The 15,227-nt window shown below is 61.7% G+C and carries 17 protein-coding genes; 6 read left to right on the top strand and 11 right to left on the bottom strand.

The window, feature by feature from the left end; translation table 11 throughout:
* Window positions 1-8: 8 nt before the first annotated feature.
* The 3 genes from KO539_RS15735 to KO539_RS15725 form a co-directional block, all read right to left on the bottom strand.
* The gene (locus KO539_RS15735) at window positions 9-794 is read right to left on the bottom strand and encodes an ATP-binding cassette domain-containing protein (RefSeq protein WP_099402336.1); all 786 of its coding nucleotides are present in this window, start codon (window positions 792-794) and stop codon (window positions 9-11) included.
* A 3-nt stretch (window positions 795-797) separates the two neighbouring features.
* Complete coding sequence (locus KO539_RS15730; protein ID WP_219310687.1) at window positions 798-1,919, bottom strand: ABC transporter permease; 1,122 nt, start codon at window positions 1,917-1,919, stop codon at window positions 798-800.
* A 170-nt stretch (window positions 1,920-2,089) separates the two neighbouring features.
* Window positions 2,090-3,136 (bottom strand): sugar ABC transporter substrate-binding protein, encoded by a 1,047-nt coding sequence (locus tag KO539_RS15725; protein WP_219310496.1) that lies wholly within the window; start codon window positions 3,134-3,136, stop codon window positions 2,090-2,092.
* A 218-nt stretch (window positions 3,137-3,354) separates the two neighbouring features.
* Here KO539_RS15725 and KO539_RS15720 point away from each other — a divergent pair, with 218 nt between their 5' ends.
* From KO539_RS15720 to KO539_RS15710, 3 genes are read left to right on the top strand one after another with little or no spacing between them, the layout of a single operon-like run.
* Entirely contained in the window at window positions 3,355-4,221 is an 867-nt protein-coding gene (locus tag KO539_RS15720) for a MurR/RpiR family transcriptional regulator (RefSeq protein WP_219310495.1), read from the top strand.
* Window positions 4,214-5,200 (top strand): inositol 2-dehydrogenase, encoded by a 987-nt coding sequence (gene iolG / locus KO539_RS15715; protein WP_219310686.1) that lies wholly within the window; start codon window positions 4,214-4,216, stop codon window positions 5,198-5,200. Before KO539_RS15720 ends, iolG begins: the two co-directional genes overlap by 8 nt.
* Before the next feature lie 28 nt (window positions 5,201-5,228).
* Entirely contained in the window at window positions 5,229-6,251 is a 1,023-nt protein-coding gene (locus KO539_RS15710) for a Gfo/Idh/MocA family oxidoreductase (RefSeq protein ID WP_219310494.1), read from the top strand.
* 15 nt (window positions 6,252-6,266) lie between these two features.
* Here the strand turns inward: KO539_RS15710 and KO539_RS15705 are convergent, their stop codons facing one another.
* Both KO539_RS15705 and KO539_RS15700 read right to left on the bottom strand, forming a co-directional pair.
* Complete coding sequence (locus KO539_RS15705; protein ID WP_035826871.1) at window positions 6,267-6,602, bottom strand: DNA-binding protein; 336 nt, start codon at window positions 6,600-6,602, stop codon at window positions 6,267-6,269.
* Window positions 6,571-6,945: a type II toxin-antitoxin system RelE/ParE family toxin gene (locus KO539_RS15700; RefSeq protein WP_219310685.1), complete on the bottom strand. Its 375-nt coding sequence runs from the start codon at window positions 6,943-6,945 to the stop codon at window positions 6,571-6,573. The genes KO539_RS15705 and KO539_RS15700 overlap by 32 nt, the downstream gene beginning before the upstream one ends.
* Before the next feature lie 238 nt (window positions 6,946-7,183).
* On the opposite strand from KO539_RS15700, the gene KO539_RS15695 reads away from it, so the two are divergent.
* Complete coding sequence (locus KO539_RS15695; RefSeq protein WP_219310493.1) at window positions 7,184-8,401, top strand: hypothetical protein; 1,218 nt, start codon at window positions 7,184-7,186, stop codon at window positions 8,399-8,401.
* Here the strand turns inward: KO539_RS15695 and KO539_RS15690 are convergent.
* On the bottom strand, window positions 8,398-8,616 hold the full coding sequence (locus KO539_RS15690) for a hypothetical protein (RefSeq protein ID WP_219310492.1): 219 nt from the start codon (window positions 8,614-8,616) through the stop codon (window positions 8,398-8,400). The genes KO539_RS15695 and KO539_RS15690 overlap by 4 nt on opposite strands.
* A gap of 75 nt (window positions 8,617-8,691) precedes the next feature.
* Here KO539_RS15690 and KO539_RS15685 point away from each other — a divergent pair, with 75 nt between their 5' ends.
* The gene (locus KO539_RS15685; protein ID WP_219310491.1) at window positions 8,692-8,835 is read left to right on the top strand and encodes a hypothetical protein; all 144 of its coding nucleotides are present in this window, start codon (window positions 8,692-8,694) and stop codon (window positions 8,833-8,835) included.
* Between the two features lie 89 nt (window positions 8,836-8,924).
* Window positions 8,925-9,962 (top strand): ParB/Srx family N-terminal domain-containing protein, encoded by a 1,038-nt coding sequence (locus tag KO539_RS15680; protein ID WP_219310490.1) that lies wholly within the window; start codon window positions 8,925-8,927, stop codon window positions 9,960-9,962.
* 71 nt (window positions 9,963-10,033) lie between these two features.
* On the opposite strand, the gene KO539_RS15675 is transcribed toward KO539_RS15680, so the two are convergent.
* From KO539_RS15675 to KO539_RS15655, 5 genes are all read right to left on the bottom strand, one after another.
* Window positions 10,034-11,143 carry an ABC transporter ATP-binding protein gene (locus KO539_RS15675; protein ID WP_219310489.1) on the bottom strand — a complete coding sequence of 370 codons (1,110 nt, stop codon included), beginning with the start codon at window positions 11,141-11,143 and terminating at the stop codon, window positions 10,034-10,036.
* Window positions 11,144-11,152: 9 nt separating this feature from the next.
* Entirely contained in the window at window positions 11,153-12,028 is an 876-nt protein-coding gene (locus KO539_RS15670) for a carbohydrate ABC transporter permease (RefSeq protein ID WP_086147271.1), read from the bottom strand.
* Window positions 12,025-12,909, bottom strand: a complete 885-nt coding sequence (locus KO539_RS15665; RefSeq protein WP_034777935.1) for a carbohydrate ABC transporter permease — start codon at window positions 12,907-12,909, stop codon at window positions 12,025-12,027. The genes KO539_RS15670 and KO539_RS15665 overlap by 4 nt, the downstream gene beginning before the upstream one ends.
* Window positions 12,910-13,021: 112 nt before the next feature.
* Window positions 13,022-14,275, bottom strand: coding sequence for an ABC transporter substrate-binding protein (locus KO539_RS15660; RefSeq protein ID WP_035817882.1), 1,254 nt, complete (start codon window positions 14,273-14,275; stop codon window positions 13,022-13,024).
* Window positions 14,276-14,632: 357 nt separating this feature from the next.
* On the bottom strand, window positions 14,633-15,227 hold a 595-nt coding region (locus KO539_RS15655; protein ID WP_219310488.1), incomplete at its 5' end, for a carbohydrate porin.

Here is a 15,227-nt window from a genome sequence, read left to right as displayed (position 1 = left end):
GGCTATCCTTAAATCGTGACACCGTCGAGTTCACTCATCAGCGTTTGCATTTCCGCACCGCCCGCCATCATGTCGAGTACTTCGTCCTTGGAAACGGTTTCCTTGGTGTAAGTGCCCAGCGACTTGCCCCGGTTCAAGAGGGTGAACGAGTCGCCCACGGGATAGGCATGGTGCACATTGTGGGTAATAAAGATCACGGACAAGCCCCGTTCGCGCGCCTTGTAAATCAGTTTCAGCACATTGAACGACTGCTTCACGCCCAGCGCTGCTGTCGGCTCGTCGAGGATCAGCACGCGCGCGCCGAAGTGGATGGCGCGGGCAATGGCCAGGCATTGCCGTTCACCGCCCGACATGGTGCCCACGGCCTGGTGCGGATCGCGCACCATGATGCCCATCTCGGCCAGCTTGTCGCGCGCCGTGGTAGCCGCGTATTCCATATCCATCACGGGCAGCACGCCGAACATTTTTCGCATCGGTTCGCGGCCCATGAAGAAATTGCGCGCCACGGACAGCAGGGGCACCAACGCCAGATCCTGGTAGACGGTGGCCACGCCCAGGTCGAGCGCCTCTTTCGGCGAATTGAAGCTGACGGGCTTGCCATCGACCAGGTATTGCCCGCTGGTGGGCCGGTGCACGCCGGCCAGGGTCTTGATCAGGGTCGACTTGCCGGCGCCGTTGTCACCGAGCAGGCAATGCACTTCGCCCGGTTTCAAGCGCAGGGTGACGTTTTGCAGCGCGATGACGGAGCCGAAACGTTTGCTGATGTTTTCCAGCGCAAGGATGTATTCGCTCATGGCTTATCTCGCTTCCGTGACACGGGCACGGACAAAGTTATTGAACAGTACCGCGATCAGCAGCATGACGCCGAGGAAGACGCGGAACCAGTCCGAATTGATATTCGTATAAGTAATGCCAATCTGCACCACGCCAAAGATCAGCGCGCCGAAGCAGGCGCCGACGACGGAACCGTAGCCGCCCGTCAGCAAGGCGCCGCCGATGACGGCCGCGATGATGGCTTCGAATTCCTTTTGCATGCCGCGGTCGGCGGCGGCCGAGCCCACGTCAAATACTTGCAGCGTGGCAAACAGGCAGGCGCAGAAGGCGGTGAAGACGAACAGCGATACCTTGATGGTTTTCACGGGCACGCCCACGTTCTTGGCCGCGTTGGCGTCGCCGCCGACGGCGAAGATCCAGTTGCCGATGCGGGTGCGGGCCAGCACAAAGCCGGACACCAGCGCCAGGCCGGCCCACCAGACGATGACCTTGGGGATGCCCTTGACCAGCGGCGCGCCATTGTCGAGCGCCGTGATCCAGCCCGCCTTGGCCATCCAGGCGAACAGCGAGGTGCCCACTTCGCCGTGGAACAGGGTCGTGGCCAGCCAGTCGTCGGCGGCCAGCGCGCCGATGCCGCTGACGATGGTGCGGTTGGCAAACATGATGGACAGGGCCAGGGTCAGGCCGCGCAGGATGAACAGAAAGGCCAGAGTGACGATAAACGACGGCAAGCGCGTCTTGATGACCAGGTAGCCGTTAAGCCAGCCCAGCGCCATCGATCCGGCGAAGGCGAACAGGATGGCGGCCCATACGGGCCAGTGGAAGTAGACGGAAGGAATGGCGATCATCATGCCGGCAAAGCCGATCATGGAACCGATCGACAGGTCGAATTCGCCGGCGATCATCAGCACGCAGGCGCCGATGGCGATGATGCCCAGGTAGGCGGCCACTTGCGCCCAGTTGATCACGCCGTCGAGGTTGAACATGCCAGAGTCGCCGGCCGTCAGGATGAAGAAGGCGAACACCAGGATGGCGCCCGAGATCGAGGCGAATTCCGGGCGGCTGAACAGCCGCTTGAGCCAGCTGACCTGCCCCACGCGCTCATCAACGCCCTGCTTTTGCGGCGGCGTGCCCGAGGCTGCCATGCCACCCTGCTCCACGCTTAATTTCACGGTACTCATGCTATGTCTCCCTTGTTTTATAGCAACCTGCCAGCCTCGACAACAATTCCAGGGCGGCAGGACCCGCGCGCCGGCAAGCTTGGCCTGCGCGCGGGGACTACAACTAAGTATTGATTGAATTGAAAAGCGGGTGCTTAACGGAACTGGCCGGCGTATTTCTCCACCTTGCCGATATTGTCCTTGGTGACATAACCAGGACCGGAACCGATATGGCGCGGGCCATACGATGGTGCCAGACCGTACTCGGCCAGGCGCGCCTTGAATTTGGCGTTATTGATCAGCTTTTCGCGCACCTTGGCCAGATCCGTGGTCTTGTCCTGCTTCATGATGGCCAGCACGGCAACGGGGATATAGCCTTGCAGGTACGGCTGCTGGTCGATGGCGAACTGGATGCTGCCATCCTTGATACCTTTCGAGATGTCATCGGACAGGTCGAACGTGGCGAACCACATCTTGCCCTTCAAACCCATTTTTTCCAGCGCCTTCAGCGAAGCGTGGGCCGAGGTCGGTCCCAACGCCAGCACGGCCTGGGTTTTCGGGTTGTTGCGCAGGAAGGCGCTCAGCTTGCTCTCGATGGTGGTCGGATCTTCGCCCGCATCCAGGGTGGCGGCCTTGAAATCGACGCCGATGGCCTCGGCAAAGCCGCGGCAGCGCTCGAACGACGATGGATTCGTCGCGTAATGGTTGACACAGACGAAGGATTTGATGCCGGCCGCCTTGGCTTTTTCGCCGGCGCCCTTGCCTGCCTCGAATTCAGGCTGGCCCACGTGCATCACCGCGCCCAGCTGCTCGCTTTGCGCCAAAGTGCCGGAGTTGATCGTGACAAACGGAATCTTCTTGGCGGCAACCAGACCCAGCGGTTTTTGCAGCACGCTGAAGTCGGCGATGCTGACGATCACGCCATCGTAGTTGCGGGCTGCCGATTGCTCGACCAGGCGCGCCATATCGGCCAGGTCGCCATTCGGCGGATTGCGGTAGTCAACGGTGACATTGAAGTCTTCACCAGCTTGCTTGACGGAATTTTTGATCGTATTCCACCAGGAATCGGAATCAGGCGCATGGCTGATCAACACGAATTTCTCGCCCGCCGCGTGGCTGGCGCTCATGCCCAGACCCAGTCCCAGGCCGAGGCCCAGCACGGCCAGGCGCTTCAGAAATCCCTTACGCTTATTGCTTTGCATGAATGTCTCCTTGAAGGATTAATTTTTATAGTTGCCAGCTTTTGTCGCGTGTCAGCGGGGCGCCGGAAAACTGGCAAGACCCGATGCACTGCGCACAGCTTAGGCCACAAAAAAGACAAATGCAATAAAATTTTCAAAATAAATTTAAATAGAAAATCATTTCTATTTTCTGGATTCACTCCTATAATTCTCGCCAGAACCAGCCCAAAGGAAACAACATGGCAGCCACCGCCCCCATCGAACAGCTGATGCAGCACATTGCCGCCGAGTACGACAACCTGTCGCGCCAGCTGAAAGTCATCGCCCAATACATCGAGAAGCACCGGGCCAGCCTGATGCTCGAGCGCATCAGCGACATCGCTGCCGCCTGCGAGGTGCAGCCGTCCGCCATCGTGCGCTTCGCGCAGCGCTTCGGCTACACAGGTTTCAGTGAAATGCAGGATGTCTTCCGCCAGGCTTATACGGACCAGGCCGGCGCCACGCCTGACTACCAGCAGCGCATCCGCAAGCTCATTTCCACGCGCGACGCGGCGCTGAGCGCGGGCGACCTGACGCGCGAATTCGTCGGCGCCAGCCGCGCCGGCCTCGACGACCTGGCCGCCGGCCTCGACGACGCCCAGCTGGAAGCAGCCGTCAACCTGCTGCTGAAAGCGGAAAACATCTATGTGATCGGCGTGCGCCGGTCGTTTCCGATCGCCTCCTACATCGCCTACGCGCTGGAACACACGGACAAGCGCGTGCACCTGATTAGCGGACTGGGCGGCATGCACCGCGAACAGATGCGCAGCGTGCGCGAACGCGATGTGGCGATCGCCATCAGTTTCTCGCCTTACGGCAAGGAAACCCAGCAGTGCATCAAAGCGGCGCAAGACAAGGGCGCCAAGGTCCTGGTGATTACCGACAGCAAGCTGGCCCCGCTCGCGCGGGCCGCCGACGCGCTGCTCACCGTCACCGAGGGCAGCGCCTTCGCCTTCCGCTCGCTGACCAGCACCATCTGCCTGTGCCAGGCGCTATTCATCGCACTGGCATACAAATTAGAGCTCGACATCGAAGAAATCCACACCCCAGGAGAACATGATGATTGAAGTAGCGTTGTTCGGCGCCGGACGCATCGGCAAAATCCACGCGGCCAACCTGGCTGCCCAACCCGGCGTGCAGTTCAAGTATGTGGTCGACGTCAACCAGGAAGCGGCCGCCGCGCTGGCGGGCCTGCATGGCGGCAGCAGCGCCACGGTCGAGGCGGCATTGGCCGACCCGGCAGTCAAGGCCGTCGTCATCGCTTCGAGCACGGACACGCACGCGGACCTGATCCTGCGCTCGGCAGCCGCCGGCAAGGCCATCTTTTGCGAAAAACCCGTCGACCTGACCCTCGACCGCGCGCGTGCCTGCGCCGCCGCCGTCAAGGAAGCCAAGGTGCTGTGCATGTTGGGTTTCCAGCGCCGCTATGACCCGACTTTCAATGCCGTCAAGACACGCATCGCAGCGGGCGAAATCGGCACGCCGGAGTTGCTGGTCGTCACCAGCCGCGATCCGGGCCCGCCGCCCGTGAGCTACATCAAGGTCTCGGGCGGCATCTTCAAGGATATGCTAATCCACGATTTCGACATCTTCCGCTGGATACTTGCCGATGAAGCCGTCAGCGTGCACGCCACGGGCAGCTGCCTGGTCGATCCGGCCATCGGCGAGGCGGGCGACCTCGATACGGCCGTCGTCACCATCCGCACGGCCAAGGGACGTTTGTGCCAGATCAATGCCTCGCGCCGCGCCGCCTACGGCTACGACCAGCGTTTTGAGGTGCTGGGCAGTGCCGGCATGCTACAAGCGGGCAACCACAAGCCGACGGAAGTGACGGCGTATGGCTCAGTGAACGTCAGCGTGGACAAGCCGGAAGATTTTTTCCTGGAACGTTATCGCGTGGCTTACGCACAGGAAATGACGCACTTCTTTGACGCCCTCAGCCACGGCACGCCGCTGCGCACCACCGTGCACGATGGCTTGAAGGCACTGGAACTGGCCGAGGCGGCCACGCTGTCCTGGCGCGAACAGCGCGTGGTCACTTTATAAACAAATAATAAAAATATCTGGAGACACCATGTCATCCCCAACATTAAAAGTCGGCATCGTCGGCCTGGGCCGGCTGGGCCAGCGCCACGCCATCAACCTGGCGCAGCGCGTGCCCAACGCCGAAGTCGTGGCCGCCTGCAGCCCCGTGCCGGCCGAACTGGACTGGGCCGCCAGCACGCTCGGCATCACCACCGGCTATGTGGACTACGACGCCCTGCTGGCCCATCCGGGCCTGGACGCCGTGTTTCTCGTCACGCCCACCTCGCTGCATGCGGATCAGATCATCGCCGCCTTGCGCGCAGGCAAGCACGTATTCTGCGAAAAGCCGCTGTCCTTGGACCTGGCCGACTGCCTGAAGGTGGAAGCGGAAGCGGCGCGCCACCCGCAGTTGACCATCATGATCGGCTTCGTGCGCCGTTTCGACGCCAGCTATCACGACGCGCAGCAAAAGATCGCCCAAGGGCTCATCGGCAAGCCGTATCTCGTGCGTTCGCAAACCTGCGACCAGAACGACCCCAGCGGTGCCTTCATGCGTTTCGCCCCCACCAGCGGCGGCATCTTCCTCGATTGCAGCGTGCACGATATCGACCTGGCGCGCTGGCTGCTGGGCAATCCCGTGCCCAAACGCGTGTATGCGAGCGGCACCAACGCCATCCACACGGGCTTGCAGGCCTTCGGCGACGTCGACAACGGGCTGGCAACGGTCGAATTTTCAGATGGCAGCATGGCCAGCTTCATGGCCTCGCGCACCATGGCGCATGGCCATGAAACCCTGACGGAAGTGTTCGGCACGGGCGGCCGCCTGGCCGTGGGCAGCAACCCGCGCCTGAACAGGGTGGAAATCTCGGATGCGCATGGCGTGCGCAACGAATGCACGCCGGATTTCTATGCCCGCTTCGCCGACGCCTTTTTGATCGAGGCGCAGGAGTTCACGGATGCGGCACTGGGCCGGCGCACCTTGTCGCTGACCTTGCACGACGCGACGGAAGCGACGCGCATCGGCCTGGCCATGACGCAAGCGATGCGCGAAGCGCGCCCGGTGGAATTCTAGCCGCGTGCCAAGAACTCAAGCAGCCGGTGCGGGAAATGAACGTTCGGGCTGCCTGGGTTCCACGGCCAGGCGCAAGCCCATGGCATCGAGGATGGCCGTCAAGGTGCTCAGGGACGGATTGCCATCGGGCGACAGGGTGCGGTATAGCTGGGTAGGGTTGAGCTTGGCCGCCTGCGCCACGGCAGGCACGCCGCCAAAGGCGCGCGTCAGCTGGCGCAGCACGGCCAGCAGTTCGCCGTGGTCGCCATCGACGAGGATATTGTTGATCAGTTCAAGGGCGAGATCGGGATCATCGCGGTACAGTTCGGCCATCGCTTCGTCATGCGAGCGGTCTCTTGGTGGTTTGCTCATGACCTGTTTCACGTCCTCTTTCATGTCCTCTCTCCTTCCAATCGTGCCAGCAGGCACAGGCGTATTCGATATCTTTCGACTGCGTGCGTTTGTCGCCACCACACAGCAATAAAATAATCTGGCCGCCGTCGATGGCATAGTAAATACGATAACCGGCGCCCACATCGATGCGCAACTCCCACACGCCGTCGTGGCAAAACTTGTGATCGCCAAAATTGCCGGGCATCATGCGCAGCACGCGTCGCACGATGGCCACCCTGGCCGTATTGTCGCGCTGGCGTTTCAGCCATTCCGTATATAAATCCCTGCCCGATGATGTCAGGTAGTGCCGGATCTCGTACATCATATTCGTCCATAAACGAAGAAAGATCAAGGGGAAAATCACGTGCACGCATAAAAAAGAAGACCACGCCATCTTGCTACCAAACCCGCGCACGCAGTCCGTGAATGCCGGGTTCACTGAGCTACATCAAGATGCGTTTTCCTAATTGTTATAGAGAAATGATGCCTCAAGTCCGTGCTTCACTCCAACCTGTTGCGCTATACAATAAGCGCCTGCCCAACCGCACAATCAGGCCGCCATGACGAACAACGACAGCAACTCCCCACTTCACGCCGATATGGCCGAACGCTACGTCAAGCTGGTCCTGGCCATGGGTCAGCACGATGCCTCGTATGTGGACGCGTATTACGGCCCGCCCGCGTGGCAACAGGAAGCGGTGGCACAGCAACTGAGTTTGAGCGATATCCAGGCCGCGACAGACAAGGCGCTGGCCCTGCTGGCCGGTGAAACTTGCCTGCGCGCCGTCAACCTGCGCAAGCAGTTGCAAGCCGTGCTGGCCAAGGCGGGCATGCTGCAAGGCACACGCCTCGATTTCGATACGGAAAGCACGCGCCTGTACGACGCCGTCTCGCCCCATCACAGCCGCGCATACTATGAAGCACTGATGGCGCAGATCGACGCGCTGCTGCCCGGCGACGGCACGGTCAGCGACCGGGTCAACGCCTTGCGCGCGCAACTCGTCATTCCCGCCGACAAGCTGCGCGCCGTCATGGATGCGGCCATCCGCGCGGGCCGCGAGCGCACCTTGCGCTACATCGCCCTGCCCGAAGGCGAAGATTTTATATTGGAATTCGTCAGCGACAAGCCATGGAGCGGCTACAACTGGTACAAGGGCAACTACCAGAGCGTGATCCAGATCAATACCGACTTGCCCGTGTACATCGATCGCGCCGTCGACCTCGGCTGCCATGAAGCCTATCCGGGCCACCACGTCTACAACGTGCTGCTGGAGCGCGACCTGGTGCGTGGCAAGGGCTGGCTGGAATACTGCATCTATCCGCTGTACTCGCCGCAATCCCTGATCGCCGAAGGCACGGCCAATTACGGCATCGAACTGAGCTTTACGGATGAAGAACGGCTGGCTTTCGAACAACAGGTGCTGTACCCGCTGGCCGGCCTCGACCCGGCGCTGGCGCCCCGCTATGCACAACTCAATGCGCTGCTGGCCAAACTGAGTTACGCCGACAACGACATCGCGCGCCAGTACCTCGAAGGCAGCATCACGCGCGAGGAAGCGCTGGAATGGCTGGTCAACGTGCGCCTGTACCCGGCCGAAAAATCCGCGCAGCGCCTGCAGTTCTACGACGCCATGGGCGCCTATGTCATCAACTACAACCTGGGCCAGGACATGGCGAAAGCCTATGTCGAGCGCCAGGGCGCGACGCGCGCGGAACACTGGGCCGCGTTCCGCGATTTGATGTCTTCGCCGCGCGTGCCCAGCGGCTTGCTCGCCTAGGGCTGCCTGGCTGGCAGCCAGTACAGCGGCAAGGCCACCGCCAGGCATGCCAGCCCCGCCAGCAGCATGGCCAGCTGGAAGCCGGCGGCGAGTGCGGCAACCTGTCCCGACCGCTCCAGCATGGCGGCGGCACGCAAGCTCATCACGCTACCCAGCATGGCCACGCCCAGGGTCATGCCTGCCTGGCGCAAGGCATTCATGATGGCCGACGCCATGGCGCGGCGCGCGCGCCCGTCCTAGCCCGGCTGGACGCCATCCTCGCTGGCGGCGCGGCAGCGGGCGCATGGCCGTTGCCGCAGCCGCGCCTGGCCGCCCTGATGATTTACTCGGCCGTGCATGGCGTGACGGACGACGCCATCGCCGCACGACTGCAGGACAGCAGCGCCTTTGCCGCCGACGTCGCCGACGCCTGCCTGCGCATGCTGGGCCGCTGACGGCGGGCCGCATGAATTGACGCCAGCCTGCGCGGCATCAAGCTGCGGTGCATGGCATCAGCGATACTGTGTCTTTTAGCGAGGATGCAATGCTCCGGATTTTCCACCGTTCCCCTGCCCTGCTGCTGGCATTGGGCTGCCAGTCGGCATTCCTGCCGCCGGCACTGGCACGCGATGCCGCCACGCTGCCCGCCCTGAGCGCGCGCCAGCAGGCGCTGATGTCCACCGTGGTGGGCAGCGCCGCCCATCCGCGCATCCTGCAGGTACGCCTTGATGAACTGCATCCGACCCAGCCGGCCATCGGCTACGACCAGGTGTACTACAAGCTGGGACGCTATGCGGCCGAAGAAAAGCACCTCGCCGACATCGCCAAGCCCAGGAAATTCGCTGACCTGTGCGAAGCCAATGGCCAGCACGACGTCCTGCCCGGCACGGCCAATGTGCCAGGTGCCACCCTGGCCGCGCCACCGGCCGGCTACCGCTGCAAGGCGGCCGTGGGCAGCCGTCCCGACGACATGAAGACCGTCGTCATCGGCCCGCGCGGCATCGTCTACCTGACCGATGGCCACCACACGTTTTCCACCTTCTGGGATGCCGATGGCGGGCGCAATCATCAATTGAAGGTGTGGGTCAAGGTCAGCGACAATTTCAGCGCGCTGGACGAAGCGGCCTTCTGGACCCGCATGCGCGCGGAAAACAAGGTGTGGCTGAAAGATGGGCGCAACCAGGCCATCACGCCGCAGCAACTGCCATCGGCCATCGGCCTCGCAGCGCTGGGCGACGACCCATACCGCTCGCTCGTCTACTTTACGCGCGAGATCGGCTACGAGCCGCCGCAGCACGCCACGGAATTTCTCGAGTTTTACTGGGCCGACTGGCTGCGCCGCAAACCGGCGCCGGATCTGGCGCGGGTCGACCTGCGCGACCCCGCCGCGTATGCCAATGCCATCCTGCTGGCCGCGCAGGCGATGGTGGCGCTGCAACCCGGCGACAGCGTCAGCGACGGCAAGCGCGCGGCGGACCTGGGCGCGCTGCGGGAAGTCAACCGGGAAGAGTTCGATGAGCTGATCGACGACAAGGGTAAGCTGCGCCAGTCCATCATGTACAAGAAATCGCTGGCACGATAACCACGGTGGCGTAAACGACAACGGCCCGCCTGTCATGCGACAAGCGGGCCGTTTTCTATTGCAGGTACCGCTTAGGCGATGCGTTCGCCGTTGGCCGGGTCAAACATGGCCGCTTTCGACAGGTTGAACGACAGTTGCATGGTCTGCCCCGGCAGCACGGCTTCGCGCGGATGCGTGCGGCAAGTGACGGCGGCGCCGTTCAGGCGCGTCGTCAGCAGGGTGTCGGGGCCGGTCGGCTCGACCAGGTCGATCAAACAACCGAGTTCCTGGCCCACGTCGCCGTGCGCGCTGCTCATGTCCGTGATCTGCTCCGGACGCACGCCCAGGACCACGTCGCGACCCGCATAGCTGCGCAGCTTGTCGGCCGCGAACGGCAGGGCCAGACGCAGGCTCTTGCCCGCGTTCTCGATGGCGACAAACACCTCGTTGCCCTCGATGACAGGCTTGACGGTAATAAAATTCATCGACGGCGAGCCGATGAAACCGGCCACGAACAGGTTGGCCGGGTTGTCGTAGATTTCCTGCGGCGTGCCCAGTTGCTGCACCACCCCATCCTTCATGACGGCGATCAGGTCGCCCATGGTCATCGCCTCGATCTGGTCATGCGTGACGTAGACGATGGTGGCCTTCAGGCGCTGGTGCAGCAGCTTGATCTCGGCGCGCATTTCCACGCGCAGCTTGGCGTCCAGGTTCGACAGCGGTTCGTCGAACAGGAACAGCGACGGCTTGCGCGAAATGGCGCGGCCCATGGCCACGCGCTGGCGCTGGCCGCCCGACAGCTGCGCCGGACGGCGGTCCAGCAAGTGCGTGATCTGCAGGGTTTCGGCGACGCGCGCGACGATTTCCTGCTGCTCCGCCTTCGGCACTTTTTTCACGTTCAAACCGAACGCGATGTTTTCGCGCACCGTCATCGACGGGTACAGCGCATACGACTGGAACACCATGGCGATGTCGCGGTCTTTCGGCGGCAGGTCGTTGACGACCTTGCCGTCGATGAGGATTTCGCCGGACGTGACGCTTTCCAGGCCGGCCACCATGTTGAGCAAGGTCGACTTGCCGGAGCCGGAGCCGCCGACGAGGATCAGGAACTGGCCATCCTTGATCTCGATGTCGATGCCTTTCAAGACTTCGACGCCATTCGTGTACACCTTGCGGATGCTGCGTATCGATAAACTGGACATATTCTTTCCTTAACCTTTGACTGCGCCTGCGGTCAGACCGCGCACAAAATAACGGCCTGCGACCAGATAGACCAGCAGGGTCGGCAGCGCGGCAATCACCGCGGCAGCCATGTTGACGTTGTATTCCTTCACGCCCGTGGACGTGTTGACCAGGTTGTTCAAGCCCACCGTGATCGGCTGCGAATCGCCGCTGGCGAAGACGATGCCGAACAGGAAGTCGTTCCAGATCTGCGTGAATTGCCAGATGATGCAGACGACGAAAATCGGACCCGAAATCGGCAGCACGATCTTGCGGAAGATCAGGAAGAAGCCGGCGCCGTCGATGCGCGCCGCCTTGATCAGTTCTTCCGGCACACCGATATAGTAATTGCGGAAGAACAGGGTCGTGAACGCCGTGCCATACACCACGTGCACGAAGACGAGGCCCGTGGTGGTATTGGCCAGGCCGAATTCGCCCAGCAAGCGCGCCATCGGCAGGATCACCACCTGGAAAGGAATGAAGCAGCCCACCAGCAAGGCGGCAAACAGGATTTCCGAACCGCGGAAGCGCCAGTGCGCGAACACATAGCCGTTGAAGGCGCCCAGGAAGGTCGAGATCAGCACGGCGGGAATCACCATCTTGATCGAGTTCCAGAAGAATGGCTGCATGCCGTCGCAGGTAACGCCCGTGCAGGCCGAAGACCAGGCCTTGGCCCAGGAATCGAACTGCCACACGTGCGGCAGTGCCAGCAGGTTGCCGCTGCGGATCTCGTCGAGCGACTTGAACGACGTCGACAGGGTCACGTACAAGGGCACGATGTAATACACCGCGAACAGAATCAGCAGCAGGTATAGCACCACCCGTCCCAGGGTGAGTTTGTTGTTACGTGTAGGTGTGTGTGTCATCTCATCGCCTTTGCGCTGCGCGTTTCCAGGTACATCAGCGGCACGAGCACGGCCACGATGGTGGCCAGCATCATCATTGCCGATGCCGAGCCCAGGCCCAGCTGGCCGCGGGTGAAGGAAAACTGGTACATGAAGATGGCCGGCACGGACGACGAATTGCCAGGGCCGCCAGCCGTCAGTGCGATGACCAGGTCGAAGCTCTTGATGGCGATATGCGCGAGGATCAGCAGCACGCTGAAGAACACGGGACGCATGGCGGGAATCACGATGCGCCAGTAGATCGTCGGCAAGGACGCGCCATCGACTTGCGCCGCCTTGATGATCTCGTCATCGATGCCGCGCAGGCCGGCCAGGAACAGGGCCATGACAAAGCCCGACGACTGCCACACGCCGGCGATCACCACCGTGTAAATGGCCATGTCGGAGTTCACCAGCCAGTCGAAGGTAAACGAGGTCCAGCCCCAGTCGTGCATGACCTTTTCCAGGCCCAGGCTGGGATTGAGCATCCATTTCCAGGCCGTGCCGGTGACGATGAAGGACAGCGCCATCGGATACAGGTAGATGGCGCGCAGCGCGCCTTCGGCGCGGATTTTCTGGTCCAGCAGGATCGCCAGGAACAGGCCGATGGCGATGCTGCAACCGATGAACAGGACACCGAAGATGCCGAGGTTCTTGAGCGAGGTCCACCAGCGCTCATTGTCGAACAGCTCATAGTATTGCACCAGGCCGGCGAACTCGTAGTTCGGCATCAGCCGCGATTCGGTCAGCGATAGCCAACCGGTCAAAAAGATAAAACCATAGACGAATACCAGGCTGGCGATGAGCGTGGGGCCCAACACCATCTGCGGTATCCATCGGTCGAATTGCTTGCGTATGGACATAGGAGAGCCGTAGAGAGAACTGCGTGTGGCGCCGGCCTGGTCGAAGCCAGGGCGGACGCCGGCGATGCATGCAATGCAGCGGGCGCCGGCGAGCGTGCCGGCGCCGTCGTGATTATTTCACTTTTGCCGCTTTGGCCAGGGCTGCAACCGCGTCTTTCGAGCTCATGTTGGTGTTCATGAACTTGGCGATGACGTCGGTCACGGCGCCTTGCGTGGCCGATGGCAGCGCCATGCCGTGGGCGAACGATGGCACCAGGCCGCCGGTCTTGTTGGTGGCGTCCATGTCTTCCATCGATTTCAGGGCGCAAGCGTCAAACTTGTCCTTCGATACGCCGGAACGCACGGGGATCGAACCCTTGTTCAAGTTGAAGATCGACTGGAACTTCGGATTCATGATGGCGTTGGCCAGGGCGATCTGCCCTTTCTTCGCATTTGCATCCTTTTGCGTGAACATGGCAAACGAATCGATGTTGAAGGTGTAGGCCTTGTCCGTGCCAGGCGCTGCCACGCACAGATAGTCCTTGCCAGGCACCTTGCCAGCAGCCGTGAACTCGCCCTTGGCCCAGTCGCCCATAAACTGGAAGCCGGCCTTGTTGTTGATGACCATGGCGGTGGCCAGATTCCAGTCACGGCCGGCCGCATCCTTGTCGATGTAGGTCTTCACCTTGCCCAGGGTGTCGAACACCTTGAGCATGGTCGGGCCGGTCAATTCCTTCTGGTCCAGCTTGAGGATGGCTTTCTTGTAGAACTCCGTGCCGCCCACGCCCAGCGCGACGGATTCAAACACGGTGGCGTCCTGCCAAGGCTGGCCGCCGTGGGCGATCGCGATGCCGCCCGATTTCTTGATCTTCTCGGCCGCGTCGAAGAACGCATCCCAAGTGGTCGGGGTGGTGGCCACGCCGGCTTTTTTCAGCACTTCCGGATTGACCCACATCCAGTTGACGCGATGGACGTTGACGGGAGCGGCAACGTAGTGGCCCTTGTATTTCATGATGTCGGCGACGACTTTCGGCAGCACGGCATCCCATTTGCCTGGAATGGCGGCATCATCGATATTGGCCAGCACGCCTTCAGCGCCCCACTCCTGGATCGATGGGCCCTTGATCTGGGCGGCCGTCGGCGGGTTGCCGGAAATGACGCGGGTTTTCAGCGCGGTCGCGGCGTTTTCGCCAGCGCCACCGGCCACGGCGAAGTCTTTCCAGCCGAAGCCGCTTTCTTTCACGATTTGCTGCAACTGGCCCACGGACTTCGCTTCACCGCCGGAGGTCCAGTAGTGCAACACTTCCACGTCGGTCGCAAACGCGCTGCCGGCAAATGCCAGGGTGGTCAATGCGGCCAGTTGGGTAATCTTGAATTTCAGTTTCATCTCCACATTCCTTTTTTGATCAAGCTTTTAGGGGGCTTCGGCATACGGGGGCCGAAAAAGGTGAAATCTGCGCCTGTACCGGCGCTCTTGTGCTCAGACCCGCTTATAAACGGGCATCATCTTGGTGTAAAGACGGCGCCGTGATCCATGACATGACTACACTGCATTTATATCACGGGACGGCGCCAAAAACGCATCCGCGAAGGATGCGCCAGGTTGATCTGCACTTACAAACATCAACACTGAACAAAACCGTCGCGAGCGGCAGTGATTTGTGGCCGAGAAGCGCAGCCGTGCTGGAGCACGGTGAGCATCGCAGGCCGCAAAGCGCGCCGCGCAGCAGGTTTGGTTCTGTGTTTAGAACCAGGTTTCGACTTGGAAGCCGTACGAGGTGCCGCTGGTATTGTTGTTGTAGATCGGGCCGCCGTTGTTCGACGCGTTGACCGAGGCGGTGGCTGCATCGTTCCACTTGCCGTAGGTGACGAAAGCGCGCAGTTCAGGACGCGACCACAGGCCAGGGCCGGCCGAGATCGTCGGGGCGATGGTCAGCTTGGTCAAGCGCTTGGCCGGCTGGCCGCCCGCTTGCGTCACGCGGTCCGTGCCCAGTTCGCCCACCAGCTTGAAGTTGTCGGTGAAGGCATACACGGGACGCACGCCGACCGAGGTCCAGGTCGAGGAACCGTTGGCGTTCGACTCGTCTTTTTGCCACAGGGCGACGAATTCCATGCCGAAGTTGGCCATCGGCTGGATCGCCATGTCATTGAAGATACGCGTGCGTTTCACGTCCGAACCCAAACCGGTGTCGCCCGAAGCGCCGAACTGTGCGCCCTTGCCGGTGCCGGGACCGACGCCGTACTGCACGCCGAAGGTATTGCCGCCGCCAAACACTTTACCTTGACGGTGGAATGCCGACAGCTGCCAGCCGTTATTGCGCTTGCCAGTGATGACGTCA

This window comes from Janthinobacterium sp. NKUCC06_STL, assembly GCF_019345455.1.
Classification (GTDB): Bacteria; Pseudomonadota; Gammaproteobacteria; order Burkholderiales; family Burkholderiaceae_D; genus Janthinobacterium; species Janthinobacterium rivuli.
This window is presented reverse-complemented; position numbering and strand designations above follow the sequence as displayed.

Bases quoted from the DNA above. Each gene is read 5' to 3' on its own strand.
- KO539_RS15735 (WP_099402336.1), bottom strand. From the start codon at position 794: ATGAGCGAATACATCCTTGCGCTGGAAAACATCAGCAAACGTTTCGGC.
- KO539_RS15730 (WP_219310687.1), bottom strand. From the start codon at position 1,919: ATGGCAGCCTCGGGCACGCCGCCGCAAAAGCAGGGCGTTGATGAGCGC.
- KO539_RS15725 (WP_219310496.1), bottom strand. From the start codon at position 3,136: ATGCAAAGCAATAAGCGTAAGGGATTTCTGAAGCGCCTGGCCGTGCTG.
- KO539_RS15720 (WP_219310495.1), top strand. From the start codon at position 3,355: ATGGCAGCCACCGCCCCCATCGAACAGCTGATGCAGCACATTGCCGCC.
- iolG (WP_219310686.1), top strand. From the start codon at position 4,214: ATGATTGAAGTAGCGTTGTTCGGCGCCGGACGCATCGGCAAAATCCAC.
- KO539_RS15710 (WP_219310494.1), top strand. From the start codon at position 5,229: ATGTCATCCCCAACATTAAAAGTCGGCATCGTCGGCCTGGGCCGGCTG.
- KO539_RS15705 (WP_035826871.1), bottom strand. From the start codon at position 6,602: ATGAGCAAACCACCAAGAGACCGCTCGCATGACGAAGCGATGGCCGAA.
- KO539_RS15700 (WP_219310685.1), bottom strand. From the start codon at position 6,945: ATGTACGAGATCCGGCACTACCTGACATCATCGGGCAGGGATTTATAT.
- KO539_RS15695 (WP_219310493.1), top strand. From the start codon at position 7,184: ATGACGAACAACGACAGCAACTCCCCACTTCACGCCGATATGGCCGAA.
- KO539_RS15690 (WP_219310492.1), bottom strand. From the start codon at position 8,616: ATGGCGTCGGCCATCATGAATGCCTTGCGCCAGGCAGGCATGACCCTG.
- KO539_RS15680 (WP_219310490.1), top strand. From the start codon at position 8,925: ATGCTCCGGATTTTCCACCGTTCCCCTGCCCTGCTGCTGGCATTGGGC.
- KO539_RS15675 (WP_219310489.1), bottom strand. From the start codon at position 11,143: ATGTCCAGTTTATCGATACGCAGCATCCGCAAGGTGTACACGAATGGC.
- KO539_RS15670 (WP_086147271.1), bottom strand. From the start codon at position 12,028: ATGACACACACACCTACACGTAACAACAAACTCACCCTGGGACGGGTG.
- KO539_RS15665 (WP_034777935.1), bottom strand. From the start codon at position 12,909: ATGTCCATACGCAAGCAATTCGACCGATGGATACCGCAGATGGTGTTG.
- KO539_RS15660 (WP_035817882.1), bottom strand. From the start codon at position 14,275: ATGAAACTGAAATTCAAGATTACCCAACTGGCCGCATTGACCACCCTG.